This is a genomic window from Pseudoalteromonas sp. ABE4_541, from assembly GCF_056312285.1.
The window spans coordinates 168148-187512 of sequence record NZ_JBSVEM010000005.1; the positions used below are offsets into that span (position 1 = coordinate 168148).

19 protein-coding genes are annotated in these 19365 nt (G+C 40.9%); 9 read left to right on the forward strand and 10 right to left on the reverse strand.

The genetic code is table 11. The features are described from left to right. Positions 1–2: 2 nt before the first annotated feature. On the forward strand, positions 3–668 hold the full coding sequence (locus ACW689_RS07015; RefSeq protein WP_476289721.1) for a class I SAM-dependent methyltransferase: 666 nt from the start codon (positions 3–5) through the stop codon (positions 666–668). Here ACW689_RS07015 and ACW689_RS07020 read toward each other — a convergent pair. The 3 genes from ACW689_RS07020 to ACW689_RS07030 are packed head-to-tail and all read right to left on the reverse strand — an operon-like array spanning position 640 to position 2046. After that, the gene (locus ACW689_RS07020) at positions 640–1023 is read right to left on the reverse strand and encodes a response regulator (RefSeq protein ID WP_476289723.1); all 384 of its coding nucleotides are present in this window, start codon (positions 1021–1023) and stop codon (positions 640–642) included. The genes ACW689_RS07015 and ACW689_RS07020 overlap by 29 nt on opposite strands. Before the next feature lie 46 nt (positions 1024–1069). Continuing rightward, positions 1070–1597 carry a DUF6942 family protein gene (locus ACW689_RS07025; protein ID WP_476289725.1) on the reverse strand — a complete coding sequence of 176 codons (528 nt, stop codon included), beginning with the start codon at positions 1595–1597 and terminating at the stop codon, positions 1070–1072. Continuing rightward, positions 1594–2046 carry a YaiI/YqxD family protein gene (locus ACW689_RS07030; protein ID WP_476289878.1) on the reverse strand — a complete coding sequence of 151 codons (453 nt, stop codon included), beginning with the start codon at positions 2044–2046 and terminating at the stop codon, positions 1594–1596. Before ACW689_RS07030 ends, ACW689_RS07025 begins: the two co-directional genes overlap by 4 nt. A 99-nt stretch (positions 2047–2145) precedes the next feature. On the opposite strand from ACW689_RS07030, the gene ACW689_RS07035 reads away from it, so the two are divergent. From ACW689_RS07035 to ACW689_RS07050, 4 genes are all read left to right on the forward strand, one after another. Continuing rightward, positions 2146–2670: a lipocalin family protein gene (locus ACW689_RS07035; protein WP_476289727.1), complete on the forward strand. Its 525-nt coding sequence runs from the start codon at positions 2146–2148 to the stop codon at positions 2668–2670. Positions 2671–2844: 174 nt separating this feature from the next. After that, positions 2845–4770: an alkaline phosphatase PhoX gene (locus ACW689_RS07040; RefSeq protein ID WP_476289729.1), complete on the forward strand. Its 1926-nt coding sequence runs from the start codon at positions 2845–2847 to the stop codon at positions 4768–4770. Positions 4771–4840: 70 nt separating this feature from the next. Further along, positions 4841–6481: a hypothetical protein gene (locus ACW689_RS07045; RefSeq protein WP_476289731.1), complete on the forward strand. Its 1641-nt coding sequence runs from the start codon at positions 4841–4843 to the stop codon at positions 6479–6481. An 808-nt stretch (positions 6482–7289) separates the two neighbouring features. Continuing rightward, positions 7290–7871 carry a uracil-DNA glycosylase family protein gene (locus ACW689_RS07050; RefSeq protein WP_476289880.1) on the forward strand — a complete coding sequence of 194 codons (582 nt, stop codon included), beginning with the start codon at positions 7290–7292 and terminating at the stop codon, positions 7869–7871. A 47-nt stretch (positions 7872–7918) separates the two neighbouring features. Here the strand turns inward: ACW689_RS07050 and ACW689_RS07055 are convergent, their stop codons facing one another. Beyond that, entirely contained in the window at positions 7919–8404 is a 486-nt protein-coding gene (locus ACW689_RS07055) for an N-acetyltransferase family protein (protein WP_476289733.1), read from the reverse strand. A 96-nt stretch (positions 8405–8500) separates the two neighbouring features. On the opposite strand from ACW689_RS07055, the gene ACW689_RS07060 reads away from it, so the two are divergent. The 3 genes from ACW689_RS07060 to ACW689_RS07070 all read left to right on the forward strand — a co-directional run bounded on the left by ACW689_RS07060 (position 8501) and on the right by ACW689_RS07070 (position 10557). Beyond that, entirely contained in the window at positions 8501–9409 is a 909-nt protein-coding gene (locus ACW689_RS07060) for a LysR family transcriptional regulator (RefSeq protein ID WP_476289735.1), read from the forward strand. 94 nt (positions 9410–9503) lie between these two features. After that, positions 9504–10013, forward strand: coding sequence for a chalcone isomerase family protein (locus tag ACW689_RS07065; protein WP_476289882.1), 510 nt, complete (start codon positions 9504–9506; stop codon positions 10011–10013). 10 nt (positions 10014–10023) lie between these two features. Continuing rightward, a complete protein-coding gene (locus ACW689_RS07070) occupies positions 10024–10557 on the forward strand; it encodes a DUF3833 domain-containing protein (protein WP_476289737.1) in 534 nt (177 codons plus the stop codon). A 63-nt stretch (positions 10558–10620) separates the two neighbouring features. Here the strand turns inward: ACW689_RS07070 and ACW689_RS07075 are convergent, their stop codons facing one another. The 3 genes from ACW689_RS07075 to ACW689_RS07085 form a co-directional block, all read right to left on the reverse strand. Continuing rightward, on the reverse strand, positions 10621–11079 hold the full coding sequence (locus tag ACW689_RS07075) for a GNAT family N-acetyltransferase (protein ID WP_476289739.1): 459 nt from the start codon (positions 11077–11079) through the stop codon (positions 10621–10623). A gap of 205 nt (positions 11080–11284) precedes the next feature. Next, complete coding sequence (locus tag ACW689_RS07080) at positions 11285–11476, reverse strand: hypothetical protein (RefSeq protein WP_476289741.1); 192 nt, start codon at positions 11474–11476, stop codon at positions 11285–11287. Between the two features lie 455 nt (positions 11477–11931). Then, the gene (locus tag ACW689_RS07085) at positions 11932–14088 is read right to left on the reverse strand and encodes a M3 family metallopeptidase (protein ID WP_476289743.1); all 2157 of its coding nucleotides are present in this window, start codon (positions 14086–14088) and stop codon (positions 11932–11934) included. A gap of 207 nt (positions 14089–14295) precedes the next feature. Between ACW689_RS07085 and ACW689_RS07090 the strand changes: the two genes are divergently transcribed. Further along, on the forward strand, positions 14296–14895 hold the full coding sequence (locus tag ACW689_RS07090) for a DJ-1/PfpI family protein (protein WP_476289745.1): 600 nt from the start codon (positions 14296–14298) through the stop codon (positions 14893–14895). 10 nt (positions 14896–14905) lie between these two features. Here ACW689_RS07090 and ACW689_RS07095 read toward each other — a convergent pair whose 3' ends face one another. Genes ACW689_RS07095 through ACW689_RS07105 form a run of 3 tightly spaced genes read right to left on the reverse strand, consistent with a single transcriptional unit; the run spans position 14906 to position 19316 of the window. Then, positions 14906–18349, reverse strand: coding sequence for an ATP-binding protein (locus ACW689_RS07095; RefSeq protein ID WP_476289747.1), 3444 nt, complete (start codon positions 18347–18349; stop codon positions 14906–14908). Further along, the gene (locus tag ACW689_RS07100) at positions 18350–19096 is read right to left on the reverse strand and encodes a GGDEF domain-containing response regulator (RefSeq protein WP_476289749.1); all 747 of its coding nucleotides are present in this window, start codon (positions 19094–19096) and stop codon (positions 18350–18352) included. A 10-nt stretch (positions 19097–19106) separates the two neighbouring features. Then, positions 19107–19316 (reverse strand): hypothetical protein, encoded by a 210-nt coding sequence (locus ACW689_RS07105; RefSeq protein WP_476289751.1) that lies wholly within the window; start codon positions 19314–19316, stop codon positions 19107–19109. Between the last annotated feature and the right edge of the window lie 49 nt (positions 19317–19365).

Below are 19365 nucleotides of genomic sequence, written 5' to 3' on the forward strand. Positions count from 1 at the left end.
CAATGCCAACATTTCAAGCCGACGAAGCGCAGCACTATGAGCAACGTATTACCCGACTTGTTCCTGGCTATGAGCTTTTACACGAACTGACGGCCGCACAGTTAAAAGTTATTTTACCTGATGAAGCGACTATCTTGGTTGTCGGTGCAGGTACTGGCAAAGACATTCTTGCCCTTGCTCAGATGAACTCGAACTGGCGTTTCATCGCGCAAGACATCTCAGAAGATATGTTAGCGATCGCAGATCAAAATTTTACTAACTTAGGGCTAAGCCAAAGGGTCACTGTCCATTGTGGTCCGCTTGAAAGTCTCACTGAGCATATTGACGCAGCTTTGTGCTTGCTCGTTATGCATTTTTTGCAAGATAACGGCGATAAACAAGCGCTTTTAAAAAGTATTCGTAAGCAATTACCCATCAAGGCACCACTGTTTGTTGCTGATTTAATGGCTGAAGAGACCAGCTTCGAACGAGAAGCCCAACTGGCTGCATGCAGGGCATTAGGTCTGACGGAAGTTGGCGAGCAGCGAATGCGATTCAATTTACATCATGAGTTTTTTCCGCTCGACAGAATGCGCCTTGCTGAATTGCTAGCGCAAACCGCTTTTGACACACCCCACTACTATTTTAAAGCACTGGGGTTTACTGGGTTTGTTTGTCGTGCCGAGTAGCAATATAGTGCAATTGCTTTTGTAATGTATGTAAATTGAATGGTTTTACCATCATACCGTCAATTTTGGCAGAGATGAGCGTTAACACGGTCGCTTTTTGATCATCACAACTCACCACTAAAATACTCAACTGTGGTTGATCTTGTTCTTGTCTTACTCTTTCAATCAATTGCTTGCCATTCATTTTTGGCATATTGAGGTCGGTGATCAGTAAGTCAAATCGATGGCGCTTCAACAACTCTAATGCCTGCTGGCCATCAGTGGCTTCCATAATGTCATCATATTCTAACCTTCTAAGCATATTGATCATCACATGTCGCATCAAAGGCATATCGTCTACTACGAGTATTTTCATTCCTTGCTGAACATCCCAAAACATGCAAAAAAAGTTAGTGTAAATTTTAGTCTAATTCTCTAAGTATGTCGCATAATTTATTGATTTTAATGTTACTTAATTGGCGATAATCTAAAAATGGCGACACCACGAGCCGATGTGTTTTATCAACAGCAAATTCTTCATCTAGCCATACCAATGAGTTAGTAAAAATATGATCTTTTAACAACTGCTTGGCATAGGTTCGACCTGCAATTACATGATACTGATACTTCGAATCACGTAAATCAGGGGGATTAAACAATAAAGCTTCTTGGCAGTGTGCCTGCAACAAGCAATTATCCCGATATGATTGCCATGAAGTATGGTTAGTAAAATTGTGATCTGGATACTTGAGTTGTGCTAATATTTTTGCGTAAACATTAAATATTTTACGCCATCCATTACCACAAGCCTGATTAACCGCCTCAATTTCACCTCGTCTAAAAGGTTGAATACAATCTAAATTTTTGTATTCCATCATAGGAGGCTTGTGTTCAATATAAATAGCCAGTAAACCTGTGGATTTGCCAAAGCCTTGAGTTAGTATTTTCACGGTTTGGCCTGACGTAGAATTCGGTCTAACGCGTTGCCGAACGCTTGTTTATCAGCACTAGAAAGCTTCGCAGGACCACCGCTCATTTCTACACCGCTACTGCGCATGGTATCCATGAAATCACGCATATTTAAAATTGATTTAATATTGTGCTGTGTATACTCCTCACCCCTTGGATTAATTGCCAAAGCGCCTAGTTCAATGACTTCAGCCGCCAGAGGGATATCAGCAGTGATCACAAGATCACCGGCTTGCACTCGTTTTACTATCTCGTTATCGGCGATATCAAAGCCTTTACTCACTTGTAATAAATTGACATATTTCGTTGCTGGTACTCTCATCGCATGGTTTGCAACTAACGTTGCCATGATCTGAGTACGCTCAGCAGCTCTAAAAATAATCTCTTTCATTACGGCGGGGCAAGCATCTGCATCAACCCAAATTTTCATCATGCTTTTTATATCCTTAGTTACTTAGTAAAGAAGTGATCTTACCCTGTCATGACATCGTAACCTACTAATTATTTACTTTAAACTTTTGGACTACACATGAAGAACTCTCTGCTCATTATACTGTGTTTTGTGCTTGTAAATGCTTGCACAGGGTTACCCGATGGCATAACGCCAGTAAAAAACTTCAACTTAAACCAATATCAAGGTAAGTGGTATGAAATCGCCCGGCTAGATCATAGTTTTGAACGGGACATGAGCGATGTCACCGCAACCTATGAAATCAACCCAGATGGCACAGTAAGCGTAACTAACAAAGGCTTCCACACACTTGATAAGGAATGGCAACAAGCCAATGGCACAGCTAAGTTTGTGGGTAAGCCGGACGTAGGGCATCTAAAAGTCTCTTTCTTTGGGCCATTTTATGGAGCCTATGTCATTTTCAAGCTCGATCAAACCAACTATCAGTATGCTTATGTTACTAGCTACAACAAAGAGTATTTATGGCTATTATCAAGAACACCTACAGTCAGCCCACAGGTACTGAAAGATTTCAAGCAAACAGCGCAACAATATGGGTTTTCAGTAGAGCAAATTATCTATGTTCAACATAGTGTTATATAAGAAAATTTTGATGTAAACCCCCTTTACAGTTTAATGACAGAGCAATTTTGACATTTGCATTACCGACTTATAACTGTATGAAAATTTTAACATTACTGTCAGTACCTTGTAATACAACAAAGACATGCTGTTGCCTCCCCAACAATAATTAGCAATGTATAGTGGAGTAACAGTATGAAGCGTTTAGCTTATTCTTTGGTAGCGTGTGCCGTCACACTAGCGCTTACCGCGTGCGATGGCGACGATGGTGCCAAAGGTGAACAAGGTCCTCAAGGTGTACAAGGCGAAGCGGGCCAAAATGGCACTGATGGTGTTAACGGTCAGGATGGCACCAATGGCCAAAACGGTAGCGATGGCCAGAACGGTGCAGATGGCCAAAATGGTGCTGACGGCAAAGATGGCAAGAGCGGCGGCAATAGTCTAAATGGTCTTGTACGCATTGCGACAGTACCTCAAGGTGCTGAGGTAACAGGCCTTTTCTTAACTAAGCAAGGCGACTTATTCTTCAATGTACAACACCCATCTGACGAAAATAGCCAAGCTGACAGCTATAACGGTAAAGTATTCAACAAAGGGACTGTTGGGGTATTAACGGGCATTAACTTCAACGAGCTACCAAGCAATATCGTAAGCTCACCTGTACCCGATGCTAGCTCAGAACTAGAAAGACAAACTGTTATCTCTGCCATCGGTCAATATCAAGTATTAGGCCAAACTGGTGATCAATTTTCTGACCTTGGTGCTAAAGGCCTAACGGGTGGTTTAGGTGTACATTACGGCATTGTATCTAAGCAAGAAATCATCAAAAACGATAACCCTGATTTCAACGGTTTTATCTCAACATCAGACACTGAAGGTTTCTTATTTACAAACTGGGAATCTTACCCTGGTGGTATGAGCCGCTTGAAAATGAGCAAAGATACTAAAGGAAAGTGGTCTGTCACTGAAGCCATGATGGTTAACTTCGATGGCGTAAAGGGAACGGCTGCCAACTGCTTTGGTTCCGTATCACCTTGGGGCACTCCTTTAACTTCTGAAGAATGGATTGTTAACTCAAAGGTCGATACGACTACAGATCCTAGCTGGAATGACCCAGCTGATACGCGTACAGATGGCATTGAAGCGTTAGTTGCGCCAGATTTCCCTAACCCTTACCGCTATGGTTATATTGCAGAGGTAAAGAACCCAACCACAGACACACCAGATGTTGTCAAACACTTCACGATTGGTCGTTATGAGCATGAAAACTCAGTCGTTATGCCAGATCGTCGTACTGTTTACTCATCTCAAGATGATACGGGTGGTGTGTTATTTAAGTTTATTGCGGACCAACCGGAAGATTTAAGCTCTGGTACTCTATACGGTGCCAAATTGACTCAAGATGCAGGCTTAAACGATCCTGCCGTAACCGGCTTCGACATTGAGTGGGTTGAATTGGCCAGTGGTACTAATGCAAACATCGAAGCGTGGATTGCCGAGTACGACAACATCACAACAGCTGATTATGTAGAAGGGAAAACAAGCTACATCTCTATGGCTGATGTGCAAGCTTGGGCTGATGGTAAAGCGACTTACCCAACTATTGCTGAAGGTGGTAGCCCTGTAACAGCAGGCGAGCCAATGGACGACCGCGTTGCGTTTCTTGAATCTCGTCAAGCTGCACGACTAAAAGGTGCAACTGCAGAGTGGCGTAAACTTGAAGGTATTAGTATCAACCATGATCGTGTGCTTGAAGCGGTTACTGGCCAAGATGTAATAGCTGGCGAAGTCGTTGATAAAGCGTACATGTACATCGGCATCGCTGATCTCGACAATACGATGATCGATGGTGAAGGTGATATACAACTCTCCAGCCGAGTTAAAGATTGCGGTGGTGTATATCGCGCAGCAATCGACAACAACTATAACCTTACTCGCATTGAGCCAGTAGTAATGGGTGCAACTTATCGCTCTAGCTTAGATGGCGCAGCACGTTGTGATGTAAACCAACTTTCTCAACCTGATAATGTCATTGTTATGCGCGATGGCCGCATCATTATCGGGGAAGATGGTTTCCAAGAAAACAATACCCTTTGGTTATACGACCCTAAAGCTAAGTAATAAACTAGCTAAAGAACGGCGCTCATTTAGAGCCGCCGTTTTTTTTGCCTAAAAATCGGAAGTCATAAAAATGAAATACCCAATCCTTCTCTCCTTACTAACCGCCGCCTTGCTTGCTGGATGCGATGATTCAAGCCAATATACTATTCAAGCTAAGGCCAGCACAGCTTCAGCTCCATACAGCAATGCTGAGCATATTCCCGCACAGGCCTATTTACAGCATGACGAAGTCTATAATGCGGAGTCTGTCATCCCGCCACAGTGTTACACCAAAACGGATGGTGTGAATAATCCCTGTTATGCCTGCCACCAAACGGATAAAAGCGATAAAAATAAGCCAAACCAGATGTTTGATGGACATTTACAAGGTAGCTATGACTTTTCTGACTTAGGCACAAAGAATCATTGGAAAAACTTATTTATTGATAGAACCAAGCTAATAAAGGGTATCAGTGACGAGCAAATTTTAGCGTGGATCAATCACGATAATTACAGCGAATTTATCGCTGATCAAAAGAGCAATGCGGATTGGAAAGGGGAGATAACCCCCATCGAAAACCTAGCCTACCCAGACAAAGCATTCGATAAGTTAGGTATTGCTAGAGATGGCAGTGGTTGGGTAGCCTTTAACTATAAACCATTTCCAAGTACTTTTTGGCCAACCAATGGCTCAACCGGAGATGTAATGATCCGCTTACCTGAGGCATTTAGAACGCAGCAAGGCGTTTACAGTCAAGATGTATACCTTGCTAACCTAAGTCTTGTTGAAATCACGCTCAAAGGCTTAGAAGGGATATCAACGCCACTTATTGATGAGGCTAGGGTAGGGGTTGATCTGAATGAAGACGGCCAATTTAGTAAAATTGATTACTTAATTAAACAAGACCGCTATGTGGGCGACGCGCGCGAAGCGCTTGCATACCAGCTCTACCCTGAGGGTACCGAGTTTTTACACACCGTCCGTTATATTGGGGTAGATAACGAAGGCAATATCTTTAACGCACCGCGCATGAAAGAAGTACGTTATATGAAAAAACATAAGTTTAAGTCTAAAGCGGCACTTGCAGGCTCCTATTACAGAGAGGCAAAAGAAAAATCATTTGAGCAGCTACCGCAAACCTTATACTTAGGCGATCGCGGGGTAAATAACACCTTTGGCTGGACCATTAATGGTTATATTGAAGATGAGCAAGGTGCACTAAGGCCTCAACATAAACAAGAACTCGCTTTTTGTAACGGCTGCCATAAAACCATTGGCTCAACTTATGACCAAACATTCTCATTCGCTCGTAAAGTTGAGGGACAAAAAGGCTGGGGCTACATCAACCTAAAAGCAATGAAGGATGTGCCTAATAAGGACGAGCAACAAGGTGAGTTTTTGACTTATATGCAGCGTGTTGGCGGCGGAGATGAGTTTAGACAAAACCAAGAAATGCTTATGCGTTGGTTCAATAAAGATGGTACGGTCAATGCGAGCAAAGTGGCAGCCACTCAAAATTTATATGAACTGATCACCCCCTCCGCTGAGCGTGCTTTAGCACTCAACAAAGCCTACTTAACCATAGTGAAAGAACAAAGCTATATTTTCGGACGCGATGCGACTTTAACCCACGCAAGCAATGTTCTTGAACAGGTTGATGAGTCTCAACAGCCGCTCAAAGAAGCGCACCGATACGTTTGGGACATGCAACTCAACTGGTCTGAAAAGTAACCTTGATAAAAAGTTGATCTGTTTCTCAGATCAACTTTTTACTAACTAACTTTCCTGCTCACAGCCTGATAAGTAAGATGTTTTAGAAATTACTTGGTATTTAGCTGGAGCTAGTTTCAGCTTAAAAATTGACACTTTTATCAGCCAATATGCGCCATTTTCGTATGCCTACAACCATGTAAACGCTTATCTTCCCGCCTGAGATCATTATTTTACTAACCATGGTTCAGACACACTGACACGTTTTCGCTCAGATCATATTTTTATTAACTGATTAAGCAGCTCAGCTCTTTGCGATTACATAACCTTATATTAAACAGTCTGTTCGAATAATCTCAGATCAAAATTTTACTAACTTGAGATGCATAGAAATCTCTATAAAATGACCTCATATTGCAAAAATTTCTCAAAATTCCCCCAATATAGTCCAAAATAATATCCAAGATCAGAATTATACTAAGTAAGGTAAGGAAATCCCTCCAGATCAATTTATTACTAACTTCAGAACGAAAAGCTCGGCCTTAGATCACTAATTTACTAACTTAAAGCCATTGAGATCATAATATTACTAACTGTAGCGCTCACTTAATTGTTTAGATCAAGTTTATACCTACTCAATCTTGGTAAAAATCTGATCTGCCCCTACAAAATCGTGAAAAGGTTCACTTTTATGGTGAAATACGAAGTATAAGTACATAAAATACTGATCTGAAATAACAACATCTTGATGTACAATTTGCGGAGTTAGTAAATATTGATGCCCAAGCATCACCAACTAACACTGAACTCAAATAAACGGCAGTACAGAATGGCAAGCAGCATAACACCTTTGATTCAACAGATCCGAGCTTGTAAAGCATGCGAACCGAGCCTACCACTGGGCGCATCTCCGGTGATCCAAGCATCATCGAATTCAAAAATACTCATTGCCGGTCAAGCACCTAGCCTAACAGTACATAGAACTGGAAAACCGTTTGATGACGCTAGTGGAAAGCGCCTTCGTACTTGGCTAAATGTAGATGAAGCCACTTTTTATGATGCAGAGCAGTTTGCCATTATACCTATGGCTTTTTGTTACCCTGGAAAGGGCAAGTCAGGCGATCTCCCCCCGCCGCCATTGTGCGCCACAACTTGGCATGACACGTTACTCAAAGCACTTGATAGCGTGGAACTCACCGTGATCATAGGCCAACACGCTCAAAAGTATCATTTAGAGAAGGACAAACCGCTCACTAAACAAGTAGCCAACTGGCAGCAACACTTACCTAAACGCATCGTTCTTCCTCATCCGAGCCCTCGCAATCAATTCTGGATAAAAAACAATCCATGGTTTGAAGAAGTTGTGCTGCCACAACTTAAAAGTAGGGTACAACAGATATTAACACCTTAACCACACAGCAGCGCAGATTTGCGTGTCAAACAATGCATCAAAAAAGGTTATCGACCTTTTTCAGCAAAAGCTTTGAGTTCATCGCCTGATAAACGATAAATGACCCACTCATCTTGCGCCTTTGCACCAATACTTTGATAGAAGTCGATGGCTGGCTTGTTCCAATCCAAAACCACCCATTCAAAACGTCCACAATCCTTTTCAATGGCAAGCTGAGCCAAATGTTGCATTATGGCCTTACCCGCACCATGACCCCTTTTGTCTTGCGCTACATACAAGTCTTCAAGATATAATCCGTGCTTACCTAACCAAGTCGAATAGTTAAAGAAGTACACCGCAAACCCAATCGCCTCGCCATCTTGTTCACAGATTAGCGCATGGGCTCGAGCATGTTCAGTAAATAACTTACTTTCTATTTCTTCTACCGTATTTAGTACTGCATCGGGTTCTTTTTCGTAAATAGCAAGATCAGTAATAAACCCTAAAATAGTCGCCGCATCTTGTTTTTTTGCCGCTCTAACGTGAATGCTCATATGAATACCTGATAACTGGGAAAAGTTTAGTGTATGATAAAAAATAAAATGAAAACAATGCATAGTGTGCAGACACTTTATGAATAGAGCTCATAAATGTTACCTAACATAGATTTGAATTTACTGAAGTTATTTGCCTCTTTATATAAAAATGGTTCTGTCAGCCTAACGGCACTAGAATTAAACCTAAGCCAATCTGCCTGTAGCCATGCACTCAATCGACTCAGGCAAAGGTTAGGTGACGAGTTATTCGTACGCATTGAAAACCAGATGGTGCCCACCGTATTTGCCAAACAAATTGCACAAAATGTCATACCAGCCTTACAACTTCTTTCGCAAGGCTTAGCACCAATGAATATATTTAACCACAATGAGGCAACTACATTTACAATTGCGACCACCGATTACACTGCTTGGTGTCTCAAACCTCTAGCTGATTACTTTAACGAGTACCACCCATTGATAAACTTACGTTTTGTTTCTTTGGAACAGCGTATCCCACAAGAAGCCCTGCAAGATGGTAGGTTAGACTTTGCATGTGGTTTCTCTCACCAGTCTCATCTTGAACGATTAGAAAGTGTCGATGAGCTCTTTTGGTTTTCTGATAAATATGTGACCGCAATATCACAGCAACACCCTCTTGCATCTCAAGCATCGTTATCGTTACACGACTTTTTACACTATCAACATGTTTTAATTGCCCCTTGGAACGAAACCAAGGGTATTGTTGATGTAGCCTTGGGCAGGCTCAAAAAAACCAGAAAAATAGCCATCACTGTGCCTCATGTCTTAATTTCTCCTTACTACTTAAATAACTCGCAGCGATTACTTACTCTTCCGCAAGCGTATGCAAGGCAAATAGAGGAGCCTTTAAACTTAATGATTTTTCAACCACCTATATCTGTGCCCAATTATGAAGTGAAAATGTACTTTCACAAGACGCGAAAAAATGACGCCAAAATACAATGGTTCTTAGAGAAGTTTAAAGCGATCTTTAATTTGTAACGGCCCTTTACAGGTTAAATAAAAAGGTTATTAGATCCACAATAGACCAACACTCGTACCACTATTTATCAAATAAAATTATGGTGACAAAGTGATGCGTCTGTTAATTGCTATTCTTATATACTTGTATACAACCAACGCAACGGCCTCTATGGCACAACATCTCCTTCCCAACGCACAAGCTGTAGGGGGAAGCCCAACACTCACCTATCTATTTTGGGATGTGTACACCGCCACATTGTACGCACCAAAAGGGCAATTCGAGATGAATAAGCCATTTGTTCTAAAGCTACGTTACCTGAGAGAGCTTAATGGTGAGGACATAGCCAAGCGCTCTATAGAAGAGATTAAAAAGCAAGGCTTTAAAGACTCACCACAGTTACAAGCTTGGTTGAACAGCATGATTGAAATTTTCCCAGATGTATCGAATGGCACGGAGCTCTATGGGGTTAAAACAAGCACTGGCACTAGCCGATTTTATAATAACGGGGAATTTATCGGTGAGATAAACGATGCAAACTTTTCTCGATACTTTTTTGCTATCTGGTTAGGAGAAAAAACCTCGGAGCCAGAAATGAGAAGTAAATTGCTTAACTTACATTAAGGACACAACAATGAAGTTTTTGATGACATTACTCTTAATATTCACACTAACAGGCTGCGGAGTCAGTATTAGTCCCGATAAATACACATCAAACGAACCGAGATTCGACCCGTTTAACTTTTTCAAAGGCGATGTTAAAGCATGGGGTATTGTTCAAAACCGTTCGGGTGACGTTGTACAACAATTTACCGTTGATATAAAAGGCTCGCTCAACGCTTCGGGAAAGTTAGTGCTAGATGAGGAGTTTACTTATCAGATGGGCGAAGGCGTTAAACACCGGGTATGGGTTCTGACTAAGCTCAATGACAACACATTAGAGGGAAGAGCAGGGGATATACATAATCCGGCTAGCGGCAAAGTATACGGTAATGCCATGCACTGGCAATATACTATGAATTTACCAGTAGACGACACTTCATACCACGTTGCATTTGATGACTGGATGTGGGTATTTGATAAACAAGCTCTTATAAATCGTTCGTATATCAAGAAGTTTGGAATCACTATGGCTGAAGTAACCATCTTTATGCAAAGAGCCAACTAGAAGGACAGAATAGATGGTAAAACACCAGCAGCGATAACTTAAACGAGGTTATCGCTGCATGATTTAATTTAAAGATAACTCCATAAAAACACTCAACGGGTTATCGCGATAAAAACCAAAACAATCACAGCGTTCAAAGCCCAAGTTTTCGTATAGATGAATCGCTTCAGTTTGCTTGCTACCAGTCTCTAAGCGGATCAAAGGAATTTGCGCTTCACCAGCGTAATGTAGCAAAATCTGCATAATCCGCCTTGATAAACCTTTACCACGATAACTTGGGCGTACATACAGACGTTTTATTTCACCATAAAGCGTCTTATCAAATTGCTTTACTATTGCCCCACAAGCGACGATACCATCGTCATTTCTTAGTCCAACGGCATGTACATTAGGCTGACGTAATTCTTCTAATGATAAAGACTGCGCACTTGCAATTGGATATAAGGTATTCATGAGTCGGTCGATTTCGGAAAAAACTTCAATAACACTCGGGTCTTCAGGATTCAATTCGACTAACTGCATAAGCGTTTCTCTGTAATTATCGTATTTTTGCAAATAAAAAACGTAAACAGACTATACAGAGTTGAAAATAATGAACAAGTAAAATTAGCTCACACCAATGTTAATTAAACTAAAAACTCTGTACCGAGTAATGAATTGGCATTTTGAAAAAGGCAGGTTGACGCTGGATTTGTAGAATAAAATGCAAAGAATTTAAAGATGCATATTACTCATTATTAGATTCTTCGTTACACACATTATGCATACAATTCGTTTGCTCGCCTTCTAAACCTGTATGCTCTGCCTGAGTTGGGAAAGTGAATAGAGTTAACGCTAAAAGCAATAGTGTAATAACAACAGTCACAGGCAAAGTGAGTTGCTGTTCAGAATCTGTATTGTATGTACGAAACAAAGCCATGATGCGCTCCAAAAAATACCTAGCTAACTAAAGCACAACATCCTTGAATGAAACCTATTTAGTACTAGCGAATAAAAATACGTAATTGACTAAAGTATGAATATTTATAACAAACGAACAAAAAAAACTCAACCTAAGTGACTAGCAAAAAATAAAAAAGCAATACAAAAAAACTAAAAAAATCACTTTAGTTTTTCAAAATCAAAACCTTACCAAACTCATCTGACCAGAATAAAAATAACTCAAAAATATGATAAATTTGTTGATAGGTCTTAATTCTATTGAAGAGTTAGCAAGAAAAACTATCAAAAGAAGCATGAAGAGAATTCGTAAAGGACCTTTACAAAAAGATATAAAAAGAAATGAAAAGGCACTTTAAGGACGACTGAAAGTTCAGCAGCAATCATTGTCTAAGAATAAGAAAGGGAGCAAAAAGCCCCCTTAAATATTATTTGTTAAAGCTTAACAGGGAATCCTCTGTCACGCATCAATGCACTTACATCGGCATCACGTCCACGGAACTTGCGATAAGCTTCTGCAGGATCCATAGCATTTCGAACTGAGAATAAATACTTCACAAGGCGACCTGATACTTCAGGGTCATAAAAACCACCTGGTGCACTAGCAAACGCTTCAGCGGCATCAGAAGTTAGCACTTCAGCCCATAGGTAACCATAATAACCGGCGGCGTAGCCTTCTCCAGAGAATACATGACCAAAATGCGTGCTGCGGTGACGCATAACGAGCTCTTTAGGCATGCCTAGTTTATCTAGCTGCTCTTTTTCAAACTTAGCAGGGTCAATTTTTGCAGGATCTGTGCTGTGATATAGCAGGTCCATGATTGCAGACGCCATATACTCAGTCGTTGCGAAGCCCTGATTAAATGTTGCTGACTTTTTGATCTTCTCTACCAACTCTTTTGGCATCGGTTTACCAGTTTCTTGGTGAACTAAGTACTTATCGATCACTTCGTCGGTTGTTAACCAACGTTCAAGCAACTGAGACTGAAACTCAGTATAATCTCGTACACCGCTGTGCGAGCTAGGGTAGACCACATTGGCTGATAAGAAATGTAAAGCATGACCAAACTCATGGAAATAAGTCTCAGCATCAGACCAAGAAATCAGGGTCGGCTTACCTTCAACACCTTTAACAAAGTTTGAGTTGTTAGAGCTAAGTACGTTTGTTTCACCCTCAATGGTGGTGAACTCGCGATAAGTCGTCGCCCATGCACCAGAACGTTTACCTTTGCGAGCAAATGGGTCTAGATACCATAGACCGATGTGTTTGCCAGACGTTTTATCTTTTACTTCCCATACTTTTACATCTGGGTGGAATACTGGCACTTTACCAGCTGGCACTTCAGAAAATTCAAAGTTAAACAAGCGACCAGCAACATAGAACATTGCTTCTCTTAGTTTGTCTAACTGTAAGTACTGTTTGACTTCGTTTGAATCCAAATCATATCTATCTTTGCGCACTTTCTCTGCGTAAAAACGATAATCCCAAGGCGCTATCTTAATACCCGCACCTTCTTTGTCTGCAATCGCTTGCATATCAGCAACTTCTTCATCAACACGCGCTATCGCTGCTGGCCATACTTTGTTCATTAGCGCCATCGCATTTTCAGGATTCTTCGCCATGCGATCTTCTAAACGCCACTGAGCATAGTTCTCGTAGCCAAGTAAATTAACGCGCTCATGGCGTAACGTTAAGATCTCTTTAATAATTGCATTATTATCGTACTGATCCCCATTGCCACCACGGTTATAGTAGTTGTTCCATACTTGTTCACGTAAGTCACGCTCGGTTGAGTAAGTCAAAAACGGATCCATTGAAGAACGTGAATTCGTGATCGCATACATGTCTTCTTTTCCACGCTCTTTTGCAGCTGCCGCAGCCGCTTCAATGAATGAAGCAGGTAAACCTGATAACTGCTTATCATTCAAGTAAACAACGTAATTTTCTTCATCAGCTAGCACATTGTTTGAAAATTTTGTGTATAGAGAGGCAAGTTGTTGGTTTATTTCTGCATAGCGCTCTTTTGCTTCGCCAGTTAAAGTAGCACCATTGCGCGCATACCCGTTATACGTAAGCCACGTAATGCGTTGTGCTTCAGCAGGTAACTGCTTTAACTCATCACTTTCATAAACCGCTTTAATACGCGCAAACAATTTACTGTTTTGCGTTATTTTCGAGTAGAAAGCAGACAATTTTGGTGCCATTTCCCCTTGAATTGCACGTAATTCAGGGCTTGACATATTAGAGTTCCAAATACCGTAGTAAGTATAAACGCGGTCTAGTGTTTTACCTGCTTTTTCAAGCGCAACAATGGTATTTTCAAAAGTTGGTGATTGCGGGTTATTCGCAATTTTTTCTATTTCAGCTAAGTTTTCAGCCATTGCAAACTCAAGAGCAGGCTTAAGATCAGCAATATCCATTTTGTCGAATTGAGGAACGCCTTGGTAAGGTCCCTTAAACTGCTGAAGCAATATATTTTGCTGTTCCACTTGCTCAACAGCGACCTTCTTTTCATCTACTGATGTCGAACTACAGCCAGACAGTGCAAGTACAACTGCTGCACTTAGAGCCGTGATTGTTGGTTTTATCATAATATGCTCTTTTGATATTTTATTTGATTTAAATATTAATTTTAATTAAACGCATGTAGTCTATGGCAGGTACAAAAAACTGCAACCAATAAGCGGTAAAAAGACGATTATTGCGGCAAAACAAGATTGTACTAATGATAACAGTGACCAATAATACAAGGGTGGTCAACGCTAAAAGCTCTAGACGTTGCATGTTTGGGAGGAGAAATGGAGATTGGTATATTTATCTATGATGGTGTAGAAGTGCTTGACTTTTCAGGGCCTTATGAAGTTTTTTCTACAGCAAATCGTTTTACTTCCGAACATTTAGGTGTCAGTTTGGTGGCCCCATCGCAAGCCCCCATCAGAACGAGAGGGGGTATGAGTGTCAACCCCCATTACAGCATCTACGCCAACCCACACTTTGACCTTTTGCTAGTCGCAGGCGGAAAGCACAGTGGCATAATGAAAAACCCAGTTATACTGCATTGGCTTGCAGAAACAGCACAACATACTAGAGCATGTGCTTCTGTGTGTACTGGCGTTTTTCTTTTTGCTGAAGCTGGACTTATTGACGGTAAAAAAGTCACCACTCACTGGGAAGATCTCGAAACGCTTAGGGCCGATTACCCACAGTTACAAGTCGTTGAAAACACACGTTGGGTTGAGGATCAAAATTTTACTAGCTCTGCAGGGATCTCTGCTGGTATTGACATGAGTTTATCTATCCTCAAAAAGCGCTTTGGCGAAAAGCTCGCGCAAAAAACGGCACATCAAATGGATTATCCTTGGTCGGGAAACTCTGAATACGCTATTGATAATCCATAGTAACTGGGTATCAACTCGCCGCATTCAATATATCCGCATTTATCTGTGCATACACAGAGTGCAGCTCCTGCTCAAGTTGTTGGTGTAATTGTTGATACTCACTAACATGTTTTGTATCCGCGGCTAACTGCTCTAATTGTCCAGCAAGATGATGCAACTGCTTAGCGCCAACATCTCCCGCTTGGCCTTTTAAGGCATGTGCAGATTGCTTTATTTTTTCAACGGATTGATGGTCTATCGCTTCTTGCAGCTCGGCAAAGCGCGCTTTTGAACTTTCTTTGAAAAGCTCACAAATTTTAATATACAAAGATGCATCTTGCATCAGCCTATCAAGTGCAGCTTCTTTGTCTAATGTAGGCAACTGTTGGTCCCCTGTAGGCTCTTCATTACTTAGCTCTGGGCATGTATCAACAACCTGAGCATCCGACAACGGCAAGCTTACATCAGGGCAATACTGCGCGAGCTTATCAAAAAGAATTGCCGCGTTAATCGGTTTGGTAATGTATTCATCCATACCACATGCCAAGCACTTTTCCTGCTCACCAAGCATTGCGCTGGCCGTCAAAGCAATGATTGGCACGGATTTATATTTCGCATTGCCTCTTCCCTCTCTAACCGCCTGGGTCGCTTCATAACCATTCATGACGGGCATATTGCAATCCATTAAAATAGCTAATACATCCACATTTTGAGCTGCTAACTGGTTCAATTTATCTAAAAGCTCATGACCAGAATGAACAAGAATAGAAGTAATGCTATGCGTATTCAATATACCTCTGGCGACTTCGAGGTTTATTTGATTATCGTCGACAACAACCACTGTTTTACCTACCAGAGATAAAAAACGTCCTCCTAAGTTTGTTTGTTTTGTTTGTGAACTTGTATATTCAAACAAATTCAAAGCTGTTTCTTTATCAAATGTAGCTAGCACATCAATATAACGAGTAGGCTTAGTAAATGCCGCTAAGCAATTTTTTGGCGGTAAAGGGTCATTGACAGGATCGTAGATAAAACATGCCTTGGAATCGACATACGGCGAAGTTGAGAGATTTTGTCCAAGCTCAGTGCCGAGATCAATTAACCAAAAGTCGGCCTTATTCAAATCACATAGCTTCGCGCCATACAACGAAAACACCTTTTTCCAATAATCTTCTTCCGCTTGCGTTTTTGTCGCCAAAAACACGTATTTATCGGCTAAAAAAGGGACGACCTCTAAACGTTTTGCATCAGCACGATGAAACGGCAAAGCAAATGTAAAGATACTCCCTTTTCCCTTGTCAGAGCTAAACTTGATTTCACCTCCCATCAGCTCGCAAAGTTGCTTACAAATAGACAAGCCAAGCCCGGTTCCGCCAAATTCATTGGATATTTCTTTAGACTCTTGTTGAAATACTTGAAACATCTGCGCTTGCTTGTCTTTGGCTATGCCAACGCCTGTGTCTTTTACAGACACTTCAAGCCACACTTTATCGTCGTCTTGTTTAGTGGCTGCATAAATGTAAACACCGCCCTTACTTGTAAACTTAACTGCATTATTGAGCAGGTTATACAGTATTTGTTTAACACGAGCCGCGTCACCAGTGAGGCTCAAATAACGCACATCAACGACATCTAACAAATATTCAATATTTTTTTGTAGTGCAGCAATGCTCACTGAACTTGCTACATGTTCAAGCACTTGAATTGGATAAAAAGGTCTAGCATCTATTTCCAGTTTACCTGCTTCGATTTTAGACAGATCCAATACATCATTAATTAAGTTCGTTAATGTTTTAGCGCTGGTATTCATCATATCCAAATAATTTTTCTGCTGCTGGCTCAATGGCTCTCTTCTAACCAAATCCAACGAGCCCAATATACCGTTTAAGGGTGTACGCATTTCGTGACTAATGCTTGAAATGAAAGCACTTTTAACTTTTGATGATTCTTCTGCTCGTTGCTTCTGGTAATTTAACTCCAAAGTCCTTTGTTCAACCTGTAATTCCAACGACGTATTGATCCTTTCAATTTCCGCCTTAGCCTCATTTCTTTCAGTTACATCGCTGATAAACAAAGCAAAACCTAGTAGTTCACCTTCTGTCGAATGAATTGCTGAAACGGTTAAATACAAGTCAACTGCAGTACTTTGCCTTTCGATACATATTTCCAATGAATCTAGCGGTTTATCACACGTCACTTTAGTTAGCGTGTTTTGCAAAAACTCCAGCAGAATGTCAGGTTCAAGTACCTTATAGGTAGGCTCGTTTAGTTTTTTTAACTCAGGGAAGAGAAGCTCAGCGGCATCATTATAGCTGGTAATTATAAGCTCTTTATTGAACCCAATAATCCCATCAGATGCGCCATTGATGATGTCAGCCAGTTGCGAGCGCGCCTCAAGCAATTGATGGCTATTTCTAAAATAAAGCCAAAGTATAAACAAACCAACGCTAGAAATAATGGCTATAACAGCCAATAAAGCGTAGGAATCAACCCTGTGTTGCATCAAAAGTTGTTCATAACGCTCATAAGGCATTGTACTCACAACCCAAACTTTCCCCGCAGGAGATACAGAAGAAGTATATAACTCTTGTTTCTGAACAAGGTGTACATCTTGAGCATTTTTCTTAGCAGTAACCTTAACTATGGGGTCAACTTGCCAACGCTCCTCAGTATAATAAGATTGCCAAGTCACCTCTGGCTGCAAGTCTTGCGAAAACCGTAGAGATTGCTCAGGGTGATACACAAAGTGTCCATTACTTGTGAGCAGCTGTAATTGCGAATGTTCAGGCGTACTTTTCATTACTTTATTGATAAGCGGTTGACCATCAATATTGGCAACAAGTACAGCAAACAGATCATTTTTTTCATTAAAAACAGGCGTCGCGATACGTAATGTTGGTTCAAGGGGAAAAGCGAGCTTACCGCGCTCTTTATTTAAATCTATTTGCGATGCATATATTCTTCTTTCAGGTAGCTTAATGGTTTCTGTAAAATAATCTCTATGAGCTTTATTTTGAAGCTTGCTGTCAGGCTGAGCAATCACCAAGCCACCATACCTATCATTTCTCACAAGTTCATCGCCTGTTGATGCATCAATTAAACGTAGCTGCTTAATATCTCCATAAGTGTGCATCATCGATGTAAAAATGGTTCCTAATCGATTTTTCCACTGTTGTGTTGTTGTCCCGTCTTTTGGGTCAATGTCACCATTGTTTGTCGCCCTTGAAATACCTTGAATCGGAGGCGTATCGACTAAAAAATTGATATAATCTTTGTATTCATGTATTTCATCATCAAAAATACGTTTTTTTAGGGCCAGTAATTCTGATAATTCAGTAGACACTTGGCGCTCTGTTTGCTTTATTATCTTGCCATCAAAAAGCCACAGCACAGCAACAACAACACATATAAGAGTGAACATGTAAAGCGCAAACGAAGAAGGCTTTAACCAGTTTTTTGTAGTTCCAATACGCACTTATAGCTCCTTGATTGACGCTTGATTTTTGCCACTGTTTTTTGCCCGATATAATTGCTTATCCGCTGACTTTAACCACAATTGGCCATCGGTTTGTGTCACCACAGGGCTAAATACTCCACCAATACTTAATGTTACTCGCCCTAAAGGGGAAGATTCATGCTGCAAATCAGCATCATATACACATCGATTAAGCGTTGAACAAAGCGTTTCTAAGCCATGCATATCGACTTGAGGCACGATACAAACAAACTCCTCACCACCATAGCGAACTACAGAATCTTCACCACGAAGTAGGTTGTCTTTGATGATATTAGCAACGCGTTTTAAACACTCATCGCCTTTTAAGTGTCCATAAAAATCATTGTATTTTTTAAACCAGTCAATATCTGACATAATCACCGAAAACGCATCGTGATTACGTTTAGCAAAAGACAGTTTTTTATCCAATTCTGAAGTCAAATAATGACGGTTATAAATCCCAGTTAAGCCGTCAATAAATGTCATTGATTTGAGCAACTCATGTTGACGCCTCAACTTGACTTTTGCCTCTACACGATGCTTTAAAGTGAGCGCGTTGACTGGTTTTACAACAAAGTCACTGCCACCCGCTTCCCAGCACAAGGTTTGTTCCTGATCTTTATTATGGGAGGTTACAAAAATGACTGGAATATCCAAGGTAACGGTATTTTTTTTCAGCCGTTTACACGTATCCAAACCGTTCAGCCCAGGCATTTCAACATCCATTAGAATCACATCAGGAAGGTGTGATTGACAGTAGATAGCATTCTTCACCGCTGGCACAACATGCAACATCGTATGATTCAGACAATACCGTTTTTAAAACAAGAGCATTGATCTCGTCATCTTCAACTAACAACAATTGTGCGCGCGCAGTCACTTCTCCATAAGCCTCAATGATTAGCAGAGCTACAGCTAACTGTAGTTTAAGTAAAAGTAATTGCAAAACCTCGAGGTAAAGCCATAGAGCGAGGTACGCTGATGCTCGCCCCTGA

Excerpts from the sequence above, each read along its gene's own strand:
- ACW689_RS07015 (WP_476289721.1), top strand. The coding sequence starts at position 3 with ATGCCAACATTTCAAGCCGACGAAGCGCAGCACTATGAGCAACGTATT.
- ACW689_RS07020 (WP_476289723.1), bottom strand. The coding sequence starts at position 1,023 with ATGAAAATACTCGTAGTAGACGATATGCCTTTGATGCGACATGTGATG.
- ACW689_RS07030 (WP_476289878.1), bottom strand. The coding sequence starts at position 2,046 with ATGAAAATTTGGGTTGATGCAGATGCTTGCCCCGCCGTAATGAAAGAG.
- ACW689_RS07035 (WP_476289727.1), top strand. The coding sequence starts at position 2,146 with ATGAAGAACTCTCTGCTCATTATACTGTGTTTTGTGCTTGTAAATGCT.
- ACW689_RS07040 (WP_476289729.1), top strand. The coding sequence starts at position 2,845 with ATGAAGCGTTTAGCTTATTCTTTGGTAGCGTGTGCCGTCACACTAGCG.
- ACW689_RS07045 (WP_476289731.1), top strand. The coding sequence starts at position 4,841 with ATGAAATACCCAATCCTTCTCTCCTTACTAACCGCCGCCTTGCTTGCT.
- ACW689_RS07050 (WP_476289880.1), top strand. The coding sequence starts at position 7,290 with ATGGCAAGCAGCATAACACCTTTGATTCAACAGATCCGAGCTTGTAAA.
- ACW689_RS07055 (WP_476289733.1), bottom strand. The coding sequence starts at position 8,404 with ATGAGCATTCACGTTAGAGCGGCAAAAAAACAAGATGCGGCGACTATT.
- ACW689_RS07060 (WP_476289735.1), top strand. The coding sequence starts at position 8,501 with ATGTTACCTAACATAGATTTGAATTTACTGAAGTTATTTGCCTCTTTA.
- ACW689_RS07065 (WP_476289882.1), top strand. The coding sequence starts at position 9,504 with ATGCGTCTGTTAATTGCTATTCTTATATACTTGTATACAACCAACGCA.
- ACW689_RS07070 (WP_476289737.1), top strand. The coding sequence starts at position 10,024 with ATGAAGTTTTTGATGACATTACTCTTAATATTCACACTAACAGGCTGC.
- ACW689_RS07075 (WP_476289739.1), bottom strand. The coding sequence starts at position 11,079 with ATGCAGTTAGTCGAATTGAATCCTGAAGACCCGAGTGTTATTGAAGTT.
- ACW689_RS07080 (WP_476289741.1), bottom strand. The coding sequence starts at position 11,476 with ATGGCTTTGTTTCGTACATACAATACAGATTCTGAACAGCAACTCACT.
- ACW689_RS07085 (WP_476289743.1), bottom strand. The coding sequence starts at position 14,088 with ATGATAAAACCAACAATCACGGCTCTAAGTGCAGCAGTTGTACTTGCA.
- ACW689_RS07090 (WP_476289745.1), top strand. The coding sequence starts at position 14,296 with ATGGAGATTGGTATATTTATCTATGATGGTGTAGAAGTGCTTGACTTT.
- ACW689_RS07100 (WP_476289749.1), bottom strand. The coding sequence starts at position 19,096 with ATGGATGTTGAAATGCCTGGGCTGAACGGTTTGGATACGTGTAAACGG.